Source organism: Sphingomonas sp., assembly GCF_019635515.1.
Taxonomy (GTDB): domain Bacteria; phylum Pseudomonadota; class Alphaproteobacteria; order Sphingomonadales; family Sphingomonadaceae; genus Sphingomonas.
In genome coordinates, this window is the sequence record NZ_JAHBZI010000001.1 from 2032325 (window position 1) to 2052068 (window position 19744).

A 19744-nucleotide genomic window follows, 5' to 3' on the forward strand; every position below is an offset into this window, starting at 1 on the left:
GCCCCGATCTCAACCACCCGCCTGCTGCATGAGCGGACGGCAGCTTTGAGGATCGACATAGTCCGTTCGGAATACTGAAATTAGGGCGCATTGCTGCCCATTCGGGAGCGAGGACCAACCCGGGCAAGCCGCCGCAAAGCAAATAAGAATCCACGCGGGCGACGGGTCACGAGTTATACACCAACGAGCCGGACAGCGCAGGAAGTCGTTCGTGCTAGGAATAATGTCCGCTTTAAAGTCCGGTTTAAATTCTCATAAGTCGGACGAGTTCAGACGTTTATGGGTAAAAAAACTGCAAAGCTGGCCGGTACAATGTCCGCTTGCAACCGCCCTGCGTAGTCAGCACGAGCCGCGCCACAGCTCTATGACGTGGAGCCCCAGGGCGGTTGCAGCAATTAAGCAGCGATCTTCATCGCGGCGGGCAACGAGCCGTTCGCAGTCATAGGACCCCGCTGGTCTGCTCCAGCCACTATCCTGCTCATCGCATTATATCGGGCAACGAGCAGTCGGACTTCTGGCTTCGCGCAACAGAGGACTTCGGAAAGCTGCATCATGAGAGATGTCCGCCCCTCTCCCATCTCCGCTAAATAGCGCGAAAAGATCTCAAACGGCGGGGTGAACTGCCCCGTCAACTTCTCGTGAGCCCAGGAACATCGCTGGAAAACAAGACTCAACACATGCTGTTTCATCTCATCCGGAAGGCCGGCAAGCTGCAGATGCGCCGTTCGGCCCATGTCCAACAAGGCGAGACCATCGTTCAACAGGGCGCCCGGCATAGCAGATACCGGGACTGGCTTCCGAAATGATGTCGCTCCTCCTCCGAGGATGGTTGTCGCTGAGCCGCCACTAGTGAGTCCATTGCGAATGATCTGAAATTGCTGACGGTCGCATCGGAGCTTTTTCAGAAGGCCGACAAACTGCTCTTCCAGCACCTCCTGGCGGACGAAGCGCTCGGGGCATTTTCCGCGAAAGCCCGAGCAACGATAATAGATGTATTTCGCCTTCTGGATCTGGGCGACCAGCGCGCAGCCGCAATGTCCGCATTTGATCAAGCCGGTGAACGGGAAACGATGTGGCTTGGCGCGAACATTCGTCGTGCTGCGGCCATCTAGAATCTGTTGCACGGCGTCCCAGGTGTCGGGAGCGACGAGAGGCGTATGCACACCTTGATAGACGTCGCCGCACCAGTCGAACGACCCGGTATAAAGCCGGGTACGCAGCATATGGTGGATAGTGCTGACGCCGATCGGCCGACCGCTTTTGCGATAGCGCACGCCGGCATCTCGCGCTTTGGCCGCGACATCTTTCAATGAGTAGAGGCCTGTTGCGTACCAGTCGAATATCCGACTTACTATCGGCCCGAGCTCGGGATCGATTGTAATGAGCCGCCTGCCCTGCTCGTCCCTGACATTGAGATAACCAAGCGGCGCGAAACTCGGCCAGTGACCCTGCTGCGCCTTCTCCAGCATGCCCTTGCGCGTCTCCTCGGATAGATTGTCGATATAGGCCTTGGCCATCAGCACCTTGATGCCGTGGACAAACTTCTCCGACGATCGGCAGCCGTCGGACATCACGACATTCTCTTTGACGAAGTGCACCTCCACGCCGAGATCATCGATGATCGCCCAGTCCTTCAGATTGCGGTAAAGTCGATCGGTCTTCTCGACGAGAATTATCCGGACTTCGGGATGCCGCTTGAGATGGCGGAGCATGTTGCCGAAAGCCGTCCGGCCGCTCTTGCGGGCCGTCTCCACGTCGATGTGGCTCGACACGACAACCAGGCCATTCAAAGCCGCATAATCTTCAAGCAACTTCACTTGGGACGGAATGGAATAGCCCTCACGTTGCTGGTCGGGTGTCGATACCCGCGCATAGAGCACCGCCTCGCGTATCCCACGCTGATCATTGTTTTTACGATGTTTATAGCGGCTAATTGCACTTCTCGGTCTGGCCAACGCTTGCTCCTTTGTAAGTGCCCTCCAACGGTGGAGGGTCACCCCTGAGCAATGCTGGCCATTCGATGCGAAGTCGTAATGATTTCGATGGCGTGAGAGGTTCGGGATCGTCCCGGGCAGGTCAGACCGCAGTGCATCGCCCGGCGCGGTATCGCCCGTAGGCTACTTTCACGAGCAAACCTTCATCGCACATCCGTTGGAGATAGCACCGATGCACACCAATGTTGGTGAACTCCCTCGTTCTAACTTCACGTTGCGCGGAAGCGAGGGCGACGGCGCGCTCTCTTATGGACGGCCGCCGAGGAGCTACCACCTTAGCCATTTTTGCCGGTTTTTCATTGTTGCCGGCTGGGACAACCATCCACCGCCGCGACAGTGCGGCGTGTGCTGGATCGAGAGCTAGGAGAAGTCGGGTGTTCGCCGCCAGTGTCTTGAAGCGGCGAATGCTCGCTCGGGTCTCTGGGAGGAAGAACCGGGCAAAAGTTCGAGACGCATCCAACATGGGGAGCCACCGCGAACCCCTCGATCATAGCGCCAGCGCAGCGATGGCCTCGCGCATGCCGGACAGTAACTCCGCTTCGAACCAGCGATTGCGCGCCAGCCAGGGCTGGTTGCGTGGCGACGGGTGCGGCAACGGCAAATAGCCGAGCGGCAGATATTCGCGCCACGCCTGCACGGTTTCGCCCAGCGTCGCCTTGCGCAGCGGCCCCAGATAGCGAGCCTGTGCGTAGCTGCCGATCAGCAGCGTCAGCCCGATCTCCGGCAGCGCCGCGGCGAGCCGGCCGTGCCAATGTGGCGCGCACTCGCGCCGCGGCGGATTGTCCCCCGAAGCGGACTTGCCCGGATAGCAGAAGCCCATCGGCATGATGGCGACCTTGACGGGATCGTAGAATTGCTCCGGCGTCAGCCCCAGCCATGCGCGTAGCCGCTCGCCCGACGGATCGTTCCACGGAATACCGGTCTCATGCACCTTGCGGCCAGGGGCCTGGCCCACGATCAGCAGGCGGGCGCCCTCTCCCGCCTGCACCACCGGCCGCGGGCCGCATGGCAAGTCGGCACAGCGCGCGCACGCGCGAATCTCGGTGACGAGCGCGGCAAGCGCGGTCACGCTAGAGCAGCCTCGGCTGTTCGGGCGGATAGGTGATCGTCTGGCCTTCGACATGGGCGAAGGGCGTCAGCGCGTGCATCCGCCAACTGGTCTCGGACAGGATCTCAACCACCGGCACGCCACGCACGCCGAGGGCATCTGCGACGAGCGAGCGATGGCAGCGCCACGGCACCGCCTCCGCGCACATGATCGCGGTCCGCTTCTCGCGACCGCTGCGCGCCAGGGCGTCAACGGCATGCCGGAACGCTTCGCTTTGCATATAATCGGCATAGCCGCGAAAGCTCTTGTTGCGCCAACCCCCATTGGGCGAGTCGCGATGCGGATGCCGCAATCCGCCGAGCGCCGGCATCGGCACATATGCGATGCCCGCCTCGCTCAGGCTCGCGGCGAGCGCATCGGCGTTGAACTGCGGATTGTACCGCGACTTCGGTACCGTGCGGACATCGCCTAGCGTCTCGATGCCATACAGGCGCAGCAATGCCACGAAATCGCCGATCGGACGCGTCGAATGGCCGACGGTGAAGATCGTTCCTGCCGGCCAGCTCGCGTCCTGCGGCGGCGTGCTCAAGACGCCCGGCCATGAATGAAGGCGAAATGATCGCGGATGCGGCGGTTGAAATAGCCGCCCTTCGAGACGGCGGTTCGCATCCCCTCCGCCACCGCTGCCGGCACCTCATGATAGCTGTAACGCTCGCCGCTGACGAACTGCACGTCGAGCCTGTGCTCGGCCGCGTCATATTTCCAATGGCGGATCACGGTGGAGGGCATGCAATCCATAACGCGCGAGGCCCGCTTGCGGCTCCGCTCCGCGCCTGACATGTTCCATCGCATGAGCGATCTCGATACCTTCATCACCGGCCTCCCGAAAGCCGAACTGCATCTCCATATCGAAGGCAGCCTCGAACCAGAACAGATGTTCGAATTCGCCCTGCGAAACGGGATCGAAATCCCGTTCAAGTCGGTCGAGGAAGTGCGCGCCGCGTATGAATTCTCGAATCTCCAGGATTTCCTAGATATTTATTATGCCGGCGCCAACGTGCTGCGCACCGAAGCCGATTTCCGTGATCTGGCGATGGCCTATTTCGATCGCGCCGCAGCGGACGGCGTCGCCCATGCCGAGATATTCTTCGATCCCCAGACGCACACCGATCGCGGCATTCCCTTCGGCGTCGTCGCCAACGGATTGCTTCAGGGCATGGCCGACGCCGAGGCCAAGCACGGTCTCACCTCGAAGCTGATCCTTTGCTTCCTGCGCCATCTCGACGAGGAAGCCGCGTTCAAGACGCTCAACCAGGCCCAGCCATGGATCGATCAAATCGCCGGTGTCGGCCTCGATTCGTCCGAGGTCGGCCATCCGCCCGCCAAGTTCGAGCGCGTCTTCGCCGCCGCGGCCGCGATGGGGCTCAAGCGCGTCGCCCATGCGGGCGAAGAGGGCCCGCCCGAATATGTCTATGAGGCGCTGGATATCCTTCACATCGATCGCCTCGACCATGGCAATCGCAGCCTCGAGGACCCGCGGCTCGTCGCCCGGCTGGCACGCTCGGGGATGACGCTCACCGTCTGCCCCTTGTCCAACGTCAAGCTCTGCAACGTCGCCTCGATCGATGTGCATCCGATCGACCGGATGCTGGAACTCGGTCTGCGCGCGACGGTGAACTCGGACGATCCGGCCTATTTCGGCGGCTATGTCGGCGACAATTACCGCGCGATCGCCGGCGGACGCGGACTGAACAAGGCCCAGCTCGTCACACTCGCTCGCAATTCCTTCCTCGGCTCGTTCCTTGCGGACGAAGCGGTGGCGGACCATCTCGCCAGGCTCGATGCCTATGTGGAGGCGCATGCATGACCGATATCGTCTTCACCCCGTTCACCCATGAGGACATGGTCACGGGCGTCCATGCCATCGCCGATGCCGCCGCCGAATGGAATCCGACCTTGCTCGTCGGCGTCGGCCGCGGCGGGCTCACGCCGGCCGTGTTCCTGTCGCACCGGATGGGGCTGTCGATGGTGTCGGTCGACTATTCGACCAGGATCACCCAGTTCGGCGACGAGCTGATCGCGGTACTCGCCCAGCGCACCCGCGACGGCGACCGGCTGCTGTTCATCGAAGACATCAACGACAGCGGCAAGACCATCGGCGAGCTGCGCGCGGCGCTGGCCAGGGACGGCGCCGTGGCGGAGCAGATCCGTTTCGCGGTGCTGATGAACAACGTCCAGTCGTCGCAGATGGTCGAATATGGCTTTCGTGACATCGATCGCGCCGTGCAGAAAGACTGGTTCGTCTTCCCGTGGGAGGCGATGGCGCCGCGCGAGGCGCTGACCGAAGATGCGATGGAAGTGCCGGAGCGGATCGCGTGAGGTGGCGCGCCGGACACAAATCACCCTTACACGCGTTGCAATCAGGTAAGAACAGAAACCCCTGTCCCGTTCGCCTAACCCTCGGAGGAACCATGCGAATCAGCAATCTGAAGCGTCCGCGCACCATCGCGCTCGCCACTGCCCTGCTGGGCAGCGTCGCGCTCGGCGGCTGCATGACCGCGACGCCCTATCAGCCCGCCACTGCCAGTTCGGCCGGCGGCTATTCGGATCAACAGCTCGAAGCCAACCGTTTTCAGGTCAGCTTCCGCGGCAACAGCCTCACCTCGCGTGAGACGGTTGAGCGCTACCTGCTGTTCCGCGCCGCCGAACTTACCGTCCAGCACGGCTTCGATCACTTCATTCTGGTCTCGAAAGACACCGAGAAGCAAAGCGAGACCTATCGCACCCCCGGCATGTACGGCGGTGGCCCCTATGGCTATTGGAACCCCTATTGGCGCTTCTATCGCCCGCGCTTCGGCTGGCGCAGCTGGGATCCGTTCTTCGACGATCCGTTCTGGCGCGACCGCGACTGGGACTACCGCACGGTCAATCGCTATGAAGCGATGGCCGAGATCGTTGTCGGCAGGGGTCCCAAGCCAGGTTCCAACGTTCGCGCCTTCGATGCGCGCGAAGTGATCGACCGGCTCGGCCCCTCGATCGTCACCCCCAGCGACCGCTAGCGGACACGAAAAAGGGGCCGCCCTCGCAATCCGCGAGGGCGGCCCCTTTTCCTTGCGCCCTTATGCCACCTGGCCGTGGCAGTGCTTGTACTTCAGCCCCGAACCGCACGGGCAGGTCGCGTTGCGGCCGACCAGTCCATCCCATTCCGCCGGATCGGTCGGCAGATCGGCGCCCGAAGGCTGCGGGATCGCCATCGGCGGCAGCTGGGCGAGGACGTTGCCCGTCGCGCCGCCGTCATAGTCATAGGTGTCGTCTTCGCCGCTCAGCGGGTCGATGTGCGTCGTCAGGAAGTCCGGAAGCTCCGGCAGGTCCTGCGGCGGCGCCATCCGGAACTGGGCCATGGCCAGCGTGCGCGTCACGTCCTCGCGGATCGTCTCGAGCATGCGCTCGAACAGCGCGAATGCTTCCTGCTTATACTCGTTGATCGGAGTCTTCTGCGCATAGGCACGCAGATGGATCACCTGACGCAACGCGTCGAGCATCGCGAGGTGGTCCTTCCAGTGGTGATCGAGGCTCTGGAGCAGGATCGACTTCTCGATCTGGCGCCACGTCTCGGGTTCCAGTTCGCTGGCCTTCGCCTCGATCAACTTGTCGGCGATCTCGCGGATGCGCTCCTCGACCATCTCCGGCTCGACGGTCTCCTCCTTGATCCAGTCTTCGAGCGGCGCCTCGATATTGAGCACCGCGGCAAGCCGCTCCTTGAGCCCCGCCAGATTCCACTGCTCGGGATAGGAATTGGGCGGGCATGCCTCGCCGACGATCGCATTGACCGTCTCGGCGCGCATGTCCTCAACGACATCGCCCACCGTCTCGGCGTCCATGATGTCGGCGCGCTGCTCGTAGATCACCTTGCGCTGATCGTTCATCACGTCGTCATATTCGACGACCTGCTTGCGGATGTCGTAGTTGCGCGCCTCAACCTTCTTCTGCGCGGTCTCGATCGCCTTCGACAGCCACTTGCTGCCGATCGCCTCGCCATCCTCGATATTGTTGCGCATCATCTTGGCGAACAGCGTGTTCGAGCCGAAGATGCGCAGCAGGTCGTCGTCGAGCGACAGGTAGAAGCGGCTGAGCCCCGGATCGCCCTGACGGCCCGAGCGGCCGCGCAGCTGATTGTCGATGCGGCGGCTCTCGTGCCGTTCGGTACCGAGCACGAACAGCCCGCCGGCGGCGATCACCGCCTGCTTCTCGACCTCGATCTCCGCCTTGATCTTCTCGATCGCGGCATCCTTGGCCGGCCCGTCCTCCATCTCGCCCAATTCGTCATGGGTGCGGAACTCGAGGTTGCCGCCAAGCTGGATGTCGGTGCCGCGGCCGGCCATGTTGGTGGCGATCGTCACCGCGCCGAGGCGGCCGGCTTGCGCGACGATATGCGCTTCCATCTCGTGATGACGGGCATTGAGCACCGCGTGATCGACGCCTTCCTTGTTCAGGAACTCGCTGAGCATCTCCGACTTCTCGATCGAGACCGTGCCGACCAGCACCGGCTGCCCCTTGGCGGCATGCTCCTTGATCTTCTTGGCGATCGCCCGGAACTTCTCCTCGAGCGTCTTGTAGAACTCGTCTTCCTCGTCGACGCGCTTGACCGTCAGGTTGGTCGGGATGGTGACGACGTTCATCTTGTAGATGTCATAGAATTCCGCGGCCTCGGTCGCGGCCGTCCCGGTCATCCCCGAAAGCTTGGGATACATGCGGAAATAGTTCTGGAAGGTGATCGAGGCCATGGTCTGGTTCTCGGGCTCGATCGTCACGCCTTCCTTGGCTTCGACCGCCTGGTGCAGGCCGTCCGACCAGCGCCGCCCGTCCATCATGCGCCCGGTGAACTCGTCGATGATGACGACCTTGTCGTCCTTGACGATATAATCGATGTCGCGCTTGAACATCTTGTTCGCGCGCAGCGCCTGGTTCGTGTGGTGGACGACCTGGGTGTTTTCGAAATCATAGAGATTGGCGCCGACCAGGATGCCCGCGGCCTCGAGCATCCGCTCGACCTTCTCGGTGCCGTCCTCGGTCAGGATGATCGACTTCTGCTTCTCGTCGAGCTCGTAGTCGGACGCGTCGAGCTGCTTCACCACCGCGTCGACGCGCATGTAGAGCTCGGACTTGTCGTCGGTCGGGCCGGATATGATCAACGGGGTACGCGCCTCGTCGATCAGGATCGAGTCGACCTCGTCGACGATCGCGAAGTTGAACGGCCGCTGCGTCATCGACGCGCGGTCATATTTCATATTGTCGCGCAGATAATCGAAGCCGAACTCGTTGTTGGTGCCATAGGTGATGTCCGAATTATAGGCATCGCGGCGCTGCTGGTCGCTCAGGTTCGGGATGATCACGCCCACGGTCATGCCGAGGAAGCGGTAGACCCGACCCATCCACTCGGCGTCGCGCGAGGCGAGATAGTCGTTGACGGTGACGACATGGACGCCCGCGCCCGGCAGCGCGTTGAGATAGGTCGCCAGCGTCGCCACCAGCGTCTTGCCTTCGCCGGTGCGCATCTCGGCGATCTCGCCGCGGTGGAGGACGATGCCGCCGATCATCTGCACGTCATAATGCCGCTGGCCAAGCACGCGCTTGGCAGCCTCGCGCACGGTGGCGAACGCTTCCGGCAGCAGATTGTCGAGCTTCTCGCCATTGGCGAGCTGTTCGCGGAACTTGACCGTCTGGGCGGCAAGCTCATCGTCGGTCATCGCCGAGATGGTGCTCTCGAAGGCGTTGATCTTGGCGACGATGCCGCCGAGCGACTTCACATAACGTTCGTTGGACGATCCGAAGATGGTCTTGGCCAAACCGCCGAGCATGGGAATTCCTGTTCAAATCTGAAGGATTGTAAAGCGGTCGCGCCCAGGGCGCGCCCGCGGAATGCGAAACATGGAGAATGCGCGCGCCCGCTCAGAGGCTCGCGCGGCGCCTCATTCGAGCCGGCGCTCGAACGGGAAATGCCGGCAGGCGAGCGGCGCGGTCCTGGCGAGCGGCAATCGCACACGCTCGGCGCGGAGCGGCTGCGCCACCGCCATCGGCAAGCTGACGCAGGCGGGCTTCACCGCGGCCTGCGTGTCCTGCGCCACCTGTACCACCGCCACGCCCTGCACCCCGCGCAGCTGACGGTCAGCCGAACCGGTACCAGTCAGGCTCGCCAATAGCGCAGTGAGGAGAAGCAGCAATTCCAAGCGTCAGTCCTGCAACAAAGCCCGTGCGAATAAATCTCCGCGCGGGCAAGTCAGGCGACATAGTGGCTGCGCGCCGTTTCGCCAATGGAAATCATCACGCACTACGGCGCTGCGGCCTTGCCGGGTGGAGCGGGTGCGACGCGCGACTGGCTGGCCGGGAACAACAGGAAGCTCGCCGATCCCCGCCGGACCACACCTTCCGGCACCGCCGGATAGAGTATTCCGGGATGGCATCGATAGCCGCCCGACTGGAAACCGGCGCCCTCCCCATGGACATTCACGCAGTTGGAAACCTTGCCGTCCGGCAGCATGTCGTACGTGATCTTGTCGAGATGGAATTGGCCTTCGGGCGCAGGCACGCCTGCCGGAAACGGCTTGCCGATCGCCTCATGGCGCTCGACCGCGATCAGCCGAGTGCCCGCTTCGGGAGGGATCGCGTCGCGCGTGTATCCGGCCAGGTAGCCGCACAGGTTGGAACGCAGTGCCTTCGGCGTTCCAAACTCCTCGACCTTGCAGCTGCTCAGTCCGCCGCCGGAAAGCTCGATGCGAGCCACACGGGCCCAGGATTCCCACGGCCCCCCGTATCGTCGGACAAAGTCCATCTGAATCGCGAGGTGAACGGCGCGGGCACCGGCTTTCCGCCAGCGTCGAGCGCCGGATAGAATCGGGCGCGCCGCTGCAACACCGAGCAAGCGCTTTCGTCGAGCAACGAATAGCCGCTTGAGGATACGACCGTGCACGCAACCGCTCGGCCATCGGGGCCCACGTCGAGACGGAAGCCGACAACCCCCTCCTCATGCTCACGCACGGCCAAAGCGGGATAATCGTCTTCGACAACCCAGCTTTGCGGCGAGCCCTGCGGCGCCAGCCTTCGGGAGGCGCCCTTCGCCGCAGGCCGCGCGGGCTTAACCGCCGCGGCATCCTGCGCCGCTGCGGCGCATGGAAGCTGAATCAGCCCGGCCGCACCGGCTAGTAGCAGCGCGGGCCTGATCATCTTCCGCTCAGTTCTTCGGCGGTTCCTGAACGAAAGTCACCGTCGCGTCGCGCGGCTCAAGCGTGGTGCCGGCCGCGGGCGGGTCCATTTTCACATTGCCGGTCACCTGGGTGCACGCGACCTTGTCGATGCCTGCGCTGCCGCTGGTGGTCTTGGTCTTGCACGACGTGACCACGCCCTTGCTGTCGAAGGTCAGCGTGACGACGGGATCGACCTTGAACGCGGCGGGAAGCTTCTGCACCGTGATGGTCATGACCGATGGCGGCGCGACGTCATCCGCGGTTTGAACCGATGCGAGCGCGAGCAGGGAAACGAGCAACATAAACGACCTCTCCGTATTTCAGGCCGGTTTCTAGCAGGTGCTGACCGGTGTACAATCCGGGAATCGTTCAAAGATTACCTGTCTGGTAGAGAGGCCGCCATCCAGAAGGTTCCGCTAAGCCGCCGCGGGCTTCCGTCTGGCGCGCGTGCGGGGATATAGACAACGGCGTCGTCGCAAACGTCAGGAACCCCGCCCAACAATCCCTCCCGACCGGTTGCGACCGCCTCGCAATGCTCCAATCTACCCTCTTCCGACACCTCGAACCGCATCTTTTTCAGCGCAACCAGGCGGTATCCCGGCTTCGAATAGCGGAAGTCCGGCTGAATTCCGGGCAACCCGTCGAAGATCAACGCGGTTTCAACGACGAAGGTGAAGGGCCTGCCGGTAATACCCGCCAACTCCGTAATGAACGTCTCTGCCTTGCCGACCTGGAAAGCGCCGCATTGCCCACCCGCTTCCTTGTCCACGACCGCCCCTACCGTTTCGGGATGGCAGGAAAGCAAGACACCGTCAGCGCCCATCTTCAACATCGCAACGCTGTGCCAACTCCCGATGTTGACAGGCACCGGCTCCGGTATGCTCCAGTTTATCCGGCTATTGAATTGCGAGGCAATCGGCTTGCCGGTATCATCGAGGGCGGGGCGAAAATGCGCGCGACTGGTGAGCAGCGCGCAACTGGCCTGATCGAGTATCGGGCTGACCGAGCCGGTCACCTGACAATCGGTAATTTCCCCTTCCGCGCTGATAATCAGCTTGAACCCAACCGTGCCCGCCTCTTTCCGGCGCAGGGCCTCCAGGGGATAATCGTCGTCGGTGATCCAGGTCGCAGTGTCTTCGATCGGAGTCGCGCGGTGCGCCTTACTCGCATCTTGCGCGGTCTGAGGCGAAGCCATTGCCATGATCGATGCCAAAATCATTGATCTTTGCCCCTCGCTGCCCGAAGCAGCGCCACCCTATCAGCAGGTCTATCGATGTCCATGGAACGCTCGCCGCTCGCCTTGCCCTTTCCCGCGATGCCCGCAATCGCCGGCGTCACGCCGCGCGTGGCGCGCGCGCGCTACAAGACATGGGAGCGCTGCGACCTGACCTTCGTGACGCTCGATCCCGGCACCACGGTCGCCGGCGTGCTGACCCGGAGCAAATGCCCCTCGCCGGAAGTGGAGTGGTGCCGCAAGGCGCTGGTGCTGGGCCAGGCGCGCGCGCTGGTGGTCAATGCCGGCAATTCCAACGCCTTCACCGGCAATCGCGGCCGTGCAGCGGTCGAGGCGATCGCAGCACGCGCCGCCGGGCATCTCGGCTGCGAGCCCTCGGATATCTTCGTCGCCTCGACCGGGGTGATCGGCGTGCCGCTGCCGATCGACAAGGCCGAAGCCGGGCTCGACGCCGCCTTCGCCGTCCGGCCCTGTAGCTGGGAAGATGCCGCCGCGACGATCATGACCACCGACACCTTCGCCAAGGGCGCGGTGACCACGGCGGTCGTCGATGGCCGCACCGTGACGCTGACTGGCATCATCAAGGGTTCGGGGATGATCATGCCCGACATGGCGACGATGCTCGGCTTCATCTTCACCGACGCGGCAGTTGCCCCGGAGTTTCTACAATCTGCGCTAAGCGACGCGAATGTGAAGACTTTCTCGTGTATTACCGTTGATAGCGATACCTCGACCAGCGACACCGTCCTTGCCTTCGCTACTGGCCGGGCTGGCAACGCCGCGCTCACCGACGCCGACAGTCCCGGCGCCGACGCCTTCCGCGCTGCGCTCGCCGATCTCTGCCACCAATTGGCGCTCCTCGTGGTCCGCGACGGCGAAGGCGCGCAGAAGCTGATCACCATCGAGGTCGAGGGCGCGGAGAGCGACCGCAGCGCCCATATCATCGCCATGTCGATCGCCAATTCGCCGCTGGTGAAGACCGCCATTGCCGGCGAGGACGCCAATTGGGGCCGCGTCGTCATGGCGGTTGGCAAGGCCGGCGAACCCGCCGAACGCGACAAGCTCTCGATCCGCTTCGGCACCACCCAGGTGGCCGAGGGTGGCTTGGCGGTCACCGGCTATGACGAGGCTCCGGTCGCGGAACATCTGAAGGGCGATGATATCCGCATCGGCGTTGATCTCGGGCTGGGCGAAGGCCGCGCCACGGTTTGGACCTGTGACCTGACCCACGGCTATATCTCGATCAACGCCGATTACCGAAGCTGATCGGCCAACCTCTTTCTTTGCCAACCCGAACTTGTTCCGGGTGAAGGGTGAAGTGAGTGCTCCATGGCAGATCGGGCTGTCCTACACCCTCCTCACAACCTAAGCTGCCAACGCGCTCTTTGAATTCGTCAACGCCCACGCTCCAACCTTGCGCAACATTGCTGCGCGCGTAGGAAACGAAATGTCACAACAGCCGTGAAAAGCGTGAAGCTAAGCCGCTATATTCCTACAACGGCTCAGCGAATCACCGTCAGAGATTGCTCTCGATGAACTGCTTGATCGCGCCCTTCGGCATCGCGCCGACCTGGGTGGCAGCAGGCTGGCCGTTCTTGAACAGGATCATCGTCGGAATGCCGCGCACGCCATATTTGCCCGGCGCATCGGGATTCTCGTCGATATCGACCTTCACGATCTGAACCTGATCGGCAAGCTCTGCGCCGAGTTCCTCAAGCGCCGGTGCGATCATCTTGCACGGCCCGCACCATTCGGCCCAGAAATCGACGAGGACGGGCTTGTCGGCTCCCAGCACGTCGGTTGCGAAGCTGGCGTCGGTGACTGCCTTGGTGGCCATGTGAAATCTCCTGAGTGTTGGATACTATCTATGTGCGCGCGTGCCGTGGCTCAAGCGCGCGAAGCCAAACTTTGCTCCGGGGCGGCGAAGCCCGGCTTGTGGGCGGCAAGTAATTCGGGCGTCAGCGCGTGGAGCACCGGCCCGGCGGTGTAGAGCAGCCCGGCTTCGATCGTCCGGCCGGGGAAGATCACCGCGAGTGCGGCGACATAAGCCGCCATCTGGCGCAGATGGTAAGCCGGGATATCGGCGAAGGCCGGCGCGCGGCGGCCGGTCTTGAAGTCGATCACCCGCACCCGCTCGGGCGTGACGACCAATCGATCGACGGTGCCCGACACGACCACGCCATCGCCCACCACCGCAGCGATCGGCGCCTCGCCCAGCGAATCGGGGCCGAACAATTCGGCGAAGCGCGGGTCCTCCGTCACCGCCAGCGCGGCACCGGCCAGCTCGAGCCGCGCGGCGGCATCCTCGACCCCGCCCGCGCCAGCCAGCCAGCGATCGGCGGCGGCGGCGCGGTTCGCGGGCGCGACGCCGGGCAATCGCTCGAACAACGCATGCAGCAACCGCCCGCGCTCGGCGGCCACGCGCATCGCGGGCGTAGGCGGCGGATCGGCGACCGAATCGTCCCCCAGCGATGAAGGCGCCAATGGTCGCGGCGGCCGCGCTTCCTGCGGTGCCGGCGCGGTGATCCAGGCCGGCAAAGCGGGCTTTGCGGCAGCAACCACCGCTTCGGACTTTTTCGCCGCAACCGGCGCGGACGGCACGATGCCGCGGAATTCGCTTTCCGCCCCCAGCGCCGCGAATGCCCGGGCACAGGCGGCATACCAGCTGGCCGCCGGGGCCTCGCCCTTCGCCATCGGCCCGAGCGCTCCGGCGATCACCAGCCGCTCCTCGGCGCGCGTCGCGGCGACGTAAAAGAGCCGCCAATGCTCCTCCATCTCGCGGGCATCGGTTTCGGCGACCACCGCGTCGAGCACCCCGCCCCGCTCGCTACTACGCGGCCGGAAAATCGGAAACGCCTCGCCATCATGCCCCTCGGGCTGCCAGCCGAGGAAATCGCGCGGGCTTTTGGCGGGATCGGCGGTGGCGTCCGCCAGGATCACCAGCGGCGCCTGCAAGCCCTTGGCGCCATGCGCGGTCATCACGCGCACCGCCCCGCGCGGCTGATCGGCCTCGCGCTTGATCTCGACATCGCCGCGATCGAACCAGTCGAGGAAGCGTTGCAGCGTCGGTGTGGCGACACTCTCGAAATTTAGCGCGGCGCTCAGCAACTCCTCGATCGGATCGCGCGCCTCATCGCCCAGCCGCAGCAGCAGCTTGCGCCGCCCGTCCATCTCGCCCGACAGCATCGTCTCAAGGAAGCGATAGGGCGTGGTGAAGTCCGCCATCGCGAGCAACTGCTCCAGCGGCCGCAGCCGTTCGGCAGGCTGGGTCGCGCGGAGATGCCGCCATAGCCCGCCGCGCTCGCGTACCGCGCCCGCCATCAGTTCGTCCTGCGTCCAGCCGATCAGCGGGGACACCAGCAGGCTGGCGAGCGACAGGTCATCCTCGGGCTGGAGGACGAAGCGGATCGCGGCGAGCAGGTCCTGAACGGCAAGCGGTGCGTTCAGCCGCAACCGATCCACCCCCGCCACCGGCACACCCTCGGCATAGAGGCGCGCGACGATCAGCGACGCCAGCTCGCCGCGGCGCTTGACCAGCACCATCACATCCTCGGGCCCGAGCGGCGTGCCATCGCGCTTGCGAACGCTACCGTCGGTCCAGCCCTTGATCGCCCGCGCGATCTTCTTGGCATGCTCGCGCGTCGCATCGAGCACCCATTCCTCCTCGTCGGCCTCGGTTCCGCCTTCGATGGTCAGCGGCCAGAGCGTGACGGTCCCCGGCCCCGCCACTTCGCTGGCGTGCGGCTCCGCCTCGCTGAGCTCGCCCATCCCCGGCGCGGGCAACTGCGCCAGCGCTGCATCGACGAACTCCAGAATCGGCTTGGTCGAACGGAAGCTGTGGGTGAGCGACAGCGATTCCAGCTCGCGCGCTTCGGTCTCGTAGTCCTCGGCCAGCTTCGCCTTTGCGTCGAAATAATCGTGCGCGGCACGGAAGAAGATCGGATCGGTGCCCTGAAAGCCGAAGATCGCCTGCTTGTAGTCGCCGACCGTGAACAGCGTCCGCACGCCCTCCTCCCGCGTGCCGCGCCCGGCGAAGAACTCGTCGGCCAGCGCGCGGACGATCGTCCATTGCTTGAGGTTGGTATCCTGGGCCTCGTCGATCAGGACATGCTCGGTCGCCTGATCGAGCTTGAAGCGTACCCAGTCGCCCATGCCTTCCTGCGCCAGCAAGGCCACCGCCGCACGGATCAGATCGTCGAAATCGACCGCGCCGACGCGCCGCTTGGCCTCAGCATAGGTCCGCGCATAGACGCGCCCCGCTTCCAGCCCGCGCGCCAGCAGATCGGCATAATCGGCCTGCACCTTCATCGCCAGCAATTCGGCGCAGCGCCCGCCGATGCGCTCGGCCAGCCCCTCATAATCTGGTTCGGCGGCGATCAGCTTGGCTGAGATCTTGCGCGGATCGCCGGTCCTGGTGCGAAAGACGAGGCCCAGCGCGTCCAGCCCGGCGACGCGATCCTTCGCTCCCAGCCAGCCGCCGATCGCCTCGACCGCGGCGATACCCGTCGCCGTCCCCCATTGCCGGTTCGCCACCACCACTTTCCGCAACCCGGCGATATCGAACGCGTCGTCGGCACAGCAGCGCGCCAGTTCCTCACCCACACCGCCGCTCGGCAAACCCATCGCCCGGCGCAGGAACGGCTGGATACCCGCAGGCAGCGCGGCCAGCGCCGCATCCGCTTGCGCGCAGCGATGCAGGAACGCCTCGGCCTGCCCCTCACCCAGACGCAAGCTGAGCGCACCGACCGCGTCGATCAGCCAGGTCTGTCCATTGCGCCCGGCATCCACCAGCATCCCGGCCAGCGCCTCGCGCTTGAGCACGGCTTCCTCGCGCCCATCGAGCGGGCGAAAGCCGGGCACCAGCCCCGCTTCGACGGGAAAGGCCGACAGCAAGGTCTGGCAGAAGCTGTGGATCGTCTGGATGCGCAGCCCCCCGCCCGGCGCATCGAGCACCTTGGCGAACAGGGTCCGCGCCCGTGCGACCATCTCCGGCGTCGCGGTCTCACCAAGCGAGGCGAGATCGGCGCGGACGTCGTTTTCAGCGGCCTGGACCCAGCTCGCCAGCCTCGAGGTGATCCGTTCGGACATCTCCGCCGCGCCGGCCTTGGTGAAGGTCAGGCAGAGGATCGCGCCGGGATCGGTGCCGCCCAGCAGCAACCGCCACACGCGCGCCGCCAGCACCTGGGTCTTGCCCGTGCCCGCCGACGCCGACAGCCAGATATGGCGCGCCGGATCGCTTGCGGCACGCTGATTGCCCTTGAGCGGATGGAGCGGACGGACGCTACTCACGGCCATACCATTCGTCGCGGCGCATCAGCTGGTCATATTCGGCATAGGGCGCATATTCGGGGACGAGCTTGGCGGTGAACGCCCGCCCGCCGGTCAGCCAGTCCTGGACCGCTTCGTGGAAATTGCCTCCGGCGATGGCGACGAACTCGTCCGCCGGGATCGGATCGCGCTTCCGCGGCGATGTGGGCGAATCGATATAGCCGAAACTGCCGTTCTTCCGCGCCAGCGACCAATATTCGAACCCCCGCGCATCACCGCTGATGCCATGGAAGCCGCCCTCTTCGGCGATCAGTCCGAGCAAGCCGAGCTGGAGGCTGTATCCCGCACGAACCGCCTTGGGGCTCGGCGGCTGGCCGGTCTTGTAATCGACCACCGCCAGCGTTCCGTCGGGCAGCCGGTCGATCCGGTCGAACTTGCCTTTGAGCGTCACGCCCGCGAACTGGATCTGCCCCTCCTGCTCGACACCCAGCACGCGGCGGCCATCGGCTGCCTGCGCGGCGATCTCCCGCGCGATCCAGTCGATCGCTTCCATCAATCGCGGCTGCCACAGCGCCCGCATCATCGGATGGGTACGCTCGTCGGCCAGCATCGCCAGCGCGCGCGCATGCAGCCTGTCGGGCGCGCAATCGTCGTGCCGTGCCCATTGCTCCAGCACATCGTGCACCGCCGTTCCGCGCCACGCCGCGCTGGGATCGGCATCGACGGGATCGAGCGGCGCGAGGCGCAGCATGCGCTTGGCATAGAAAGCGTAGGGATCGGCCTTGAGCCGGTCGACTTCGGTAACCGAAATGACCTTGGGACGCGCCGCGACCGGTGGCGACGGTTCAGGCCGTGCGGAGGGTTCGTGACGGCCCGGCTCATCGATCGCCCGCGCCCAGGCAGCGAGATCGTCCGCTCGAATCAGCCCGCCCGACAGCGCCTCCAGCCGCAGCCAGAAACGCGAGGCTATCGTCGGCGCCGAGCTATCGCGCCGCGCGCGCGTCAGCAGGACTTCGCGCGCACCCAACGCCCCGGCCAGGTCATGCGCCGAAATGCCGATCCGCCGCTCCAGCCCGGGCAGCTCCAGTTCGGCGCGGATGCGCGGGGCGAGCCAGGGATCGGGCGCGGGCAGACCCGGCCAGACGCCTTCGTTCAGCCCGCCCAGGATCATCAGATCGGCATTGTGCAGCCGCGCCTCGATCAGGCCGAGGATCGCCAGCCGCGGGTGTCCGCCCTGCGGCGGGCGAACCGCGGTCTCGTCCATCAAGGTACGCAACAGCGGCGCAAGGCTGGCAGGATCGGCCAGCGGCGGGCCGAACGCGGCCTCGCGCTCCAGCGCATCGAGCAGATCGGCGGCGGCGCGGCCCTCGGCACGGCTCCACAATGCGTCGCCACCCAGAGCCTGCGCGGTTTCGCGCAGCGCTGCGAGCATGCCCGCAAGGGGCTGCGGCCCGGCGGCGAACACCGCCTCCACCGGCTCCAGCAGCGGCCGTGCTTCGATCCACCACGCCTGCGCCGCGCGACGCAGTCCGCCGTCGCGCCCGTCCTGTTCGGCGAGATGCCGGTCGATCCCCGCCAGTCCCGGCGCCGGTCGCGGGCCGCGCAGGGCCCGGTCGAGCAAGCGCGCGCCCTCCAGCCATTCGAGCCGCGCCTCGGGCCGCACCAGCGGATGCTTGAGCAGGCTAAGCAGCGCCAGTGGCGCGAAATCCTGCGCGGCGGCTTCGGCAAGCGCCAGCAGCAGCGTGCCGGGCGGCAGCACCGAAAGCGCCTGTCCCGCCGAATCGTCGATCGCCACACCCCAGCGCGCGAGATGCGCCACCACGCGGCGGGCGAGCGCGCGGTCGGGCGTCACCAGCGCCGCCGTCCTGCCTTCGATCTCCAGCACCTGCCGCAGCGCCAGCGCGATGCCTTGCGCTTCCTCGGCCGGCGTCGCCGCCTCCAGCACACGCACGCCATCGAAGATGCGTTCGGACTCGTCGAGCCCGCTCCATTCGCGGGTCAGCTCGGGCGGCGCCATCGCCGTCTCGATCGCCTTGCTCCGCGCGGCGGCGGCATCGTGCGTGCTGCCGCCCTGCCAGATCTCAAACTCGCTGCGGTTCACGCCCATCCGCTCTAGCAGCAGCTTGAGCTGGAACTGCGGGTGCGTCTCCATCGCCCGCTTGCGGCGGCCGGTATCCGGATCGGGCCCATGCGGGCCGAGCGACGCCCATTCACCTTCGCTGATGCCGGTCGAAAGGCCCGGCAGCACCACCATGCCCTGCGGCATTCCCGCCACCACGCGCAGCAGCCGCGCGATCGCCGGTGCGCTGGCGGTGATGCCCGCCGCGCAGACGAACCCGGCAGGCGGCGCATCGCGCCAGCGCTTCGCGACCTTGGCCAGCAGCCGCGTCCGCCGTTCGGCCAGATCGATCCGGCCGAGCTGTTTCAACTCCACGGGCCAGCGCTTGAGCACGATCTCGAACAATGCGAGCGAGCGCTCCCAATGCGCCGAGAGGTCGCCGAGATCGAGACCCTTGAGCGCGCGCGGTTCGACTTCCTCGATCAGCAACTGATCGAGTGTCGCCGCCAGATCGCCCGCCAGCCGCACCGCTTCCGCCGCATCGACCGGCGCGCCGCTTTCCTGGATCAGCCGAGCGAGGATCATCCGCCGCTGCAGGGGATCGATCGCAGGCGGCACCGGGTCTGTATCCTCGACCGCCTCGAAAACGGCCTCGTCAAGCTCGGGATCGCCGACGGCGACCAGCCGCGGCAGCAGCAATCCGCCGCCGCTTGCGCGCACGAATGCATCCTGGATCGCCCGCTTGGCGCGGTTGTTCGGGACCAGAACCGTCCCGCGCGCCAGCCCCAGCGCATCGCCACCGAAGCGCGCGATCAGCCCATCCGCCAGCGCATCGGCGAACGGGCGATGCGGAGGGATGGTGAAGAGGTGGAGACGGCTCATCTGCGCTCAGCCTAGGGC

At 65.2% G+C, this 19744-nt stretch carries 17 protein-coding genes; 4 read left to right on the top strand and 13 right to left on the bottom strand.

Annotated elements, in window-relative coordinates; genetic code table 11:
• Positions 1-395: 395 nt before the first annotated feature.
• The 4 genes from KF730_RS10225 to KF730_RS10240 all read right to left on the bottom strand — a co-directional run bounded on the left by KF730_RS10225 (position 396) and on the right by KF730_RS10240 (position 3819).
• The gene (locus KF730_RS10225) at positions 396-1955 is read right to left on the bottom strand and encodes a recombinase family protein (RefSeq protein WP_294094580.1); all 1560 of its coding nucleotides are present in this window, start codon (positions 1953-1955) and stop codon (positions 396-398) included.
• A gap of 526 nt (positions 1956-2481) precedes the next feature.
• Positions 2482-3063 carry a uracil-DNA glycosylase family protein gene (locus tag KF730_RS10230; protein WP_294094582.1) on the bottom strand — a complete coding sequence of 194 codons (582 nt, stop codon included), beginning with the start codon at positions 3061-3063 and terminating at the stop codon, positions 2482-2484.
• A 1-nt stretch (position 3064) separates the two neighbouring features.
• Positions 3065-3631, bottom strand: coding sequence for a DUF488 domain-containing protein (locus KF730_RS10235; RefSeq protein ID WP_294094585.1), 567 nt, complete (start codon positions 3629-3631; stop codon positions 3065-3067).
• Positions 3628-3819: a KTSC domain-containing protein gene (locus tag KF730_RS10240; RefSeq protein ID WP_294094587.1), complete on the bottom strand. Its 192-nt coding sequence runs from the start codon at positions 3817-3819 to the stop codon at positions 3628-3630. The genes KF730_RS10235 and KF730_RS10240 overlap by 4 nt, the downstream gene beginning before the upstream one ends.
• 73 nt (positions 3820-3892) lie before the next feature.
• On the opposite strand from KF730_RS10240, the gene KF730_RS10245 reads away from it, so the two are divergent.
• The 3 genes from KF730_RS10245 (at position 3893) to KF730_RS10255 (ending at position 6101) form a co-directional block, all read left to right on the top strand.
• Positions 3893-4909 (top strand): adenosine deaminase, encoded by a 1017-nt coding sequence (locus KF730_RS10245; protein WP_294094589.1) that lies wholly within the window; start codon positions 3893-3895, stop codon positions 4907-4909.
• Complete coding sequence (locus KF730_RS10250) at positions 4906-5421, top strand: phosphoribosyltransferase family protein (protein WP_294094591.1); 516 nt, start codon at positions 4906-4908, stop codon at positions 5419-5421. Before KF730_RS10245 ends, KF730_RS10250 begins: the two co-directional genes overlap by 4 nt.
• 92 nt (positions 5422-5513) lie before the next feature.
• Positions 5514-6101, top strand: coding sequence for a hypothetical protein (locus tag KF730_RS10255; RefSeq protein ID WP_294094594.1), 588 nt, complete (start codon positions 5514-5516; stop codon positions 6099-6101).
• A gap of 60 nt (positions 6102-6161) precedes the next feature.
• Here the strand turns inward: KF730_RS10255 and secA are convergent, their stop codons facing one another.
• The 6 genes from secA to KF730_RS10280 form a co-directional block, all read right to left on the bottom strand.
• On the bottom strand, positions 6162-8900 hold the full coding sequence (gene secA, locus KF730_RS10260; protein ID WP_294094596.1) for a preprotein translocase subunit SecA: 2739 nt from the start codon (positions 8898-8900) through the stop codon (positions 6162-6164).
• Between the two features lie 111 nt (positions 8901-9011).
• Positions 9012-9269, bottom strand: a complete 258-nt coding sequence (locus tag KF730_RS10265; RefSeq protein ID WP_294094598.1) for a hypothetical protein — start codon at positions 9267-9269, stop codon at positions 9012-9014.
• 101 nt (positions 9270-9370) lie between these two features.
• Entirely contained in the window at positions 9371-9823 is a 453-nt protein-coding gene (locus tag KF730_RS10270) for a hypothetical protein (RefSeq protein ID WP_294094600.1), read from the bottom strand.
• The gene (locus tag KF730_RS17795; protein WP_365973377.1) at positions 9790-10263 is read right to left on the bottom strand and encodes an energy transducer TonB; all 474 of its coding nucleotides are present in this window, start codon (positions 10261-10263) and stop codon (positions 9790-9792) included. Before KF730_RS17795 ends, KF730_RS10270 begins: the two co-directional genes overlap by 34 nt.
• Before the next feature lie 7 nt (positions 10264-10270).
• Positions 10271-10585 (bottom strand): hypothetical protein, encoded by a 315-nt coding sequence (locus tag KF730_RS10275; protein ID WP_294094602.1) that lies wholly within the window; start codon positions 10583-10585, stop codon positions 10271-10273.
• A gap of 74 nt (positions 10586-10659) precedes the next feature.
• Positions 10660-11502 (bottom strand): energy transducer TonB, encoded by an 843-nt coding sequence (locus KF730_RS10280; RefSeq protein ID WP_294094605.1) that lies wholly within the window; start codon positions 11500-11502, stop codon positions 10660-10662.
• 54 nt (positions 11503-11556) lie between these two features.
• Here KF730_RS10280 and argJ point away from each other — a divergent pair, with 54 nt between their 5' ends.
• Positions 11557-12783: a bifunctional glutamate N-acetyltransferase/amino-acid acetyltransferase ArgJ gene (gene argJ, locus KF730_RS10285; protein WP_294094607.1), complete on the top strand. Its 1227-nt coding sequence runs from the start codon at positions 11557-11559 to the stop codon at positions 12781-12783.
• A gap of 250 nt (positions 12784-13033) precedes the next feature.
• Here argJ and trxA read toward each other — a convergent pair whose 3' ends face one another.
• Genes trxA through addB form a run of 3 tightly spaced genes read right to left on the bottom strand, consistent with a single transcriptional unit; the run spans position 13034 to position 19726 of the window.
• Entirely contained in the window at positions 13034-13354 is a 321-nt protein-coding gene (trxA, locus tag KF730_RS10290) for a thioredoxin TrxA (RefSeq protein WP_294094610.1), read from the bottom strand.
• A 50-nt stretch (positions 13355-13404) separates the two neighbouring features.
• A complete protein-coding gene (addA, locus tag KF730_RS10295; protein ID WP_294094613.1) occupies positions 13405-16812 on the bottom strand; it encodes a double-strand break repair helicase AddA in 3408 nt (1135 codons plus the stop codon).
• A complete protein-coding gene (gene addB, locus KF730_RS10300; protein WP_294094615.1) occupies positions 16799-19726 on the bottom strand; it encodes a double-strand break repair protein AddB in 2928 nt (975 codons plus the stop codon). The genes addA and addB overlap by 14 nt, the downstream gene beginning before the upstream one ends.
• Between the last annotated feature and the right edge of the window lie 18 nt (positions 19727-19744).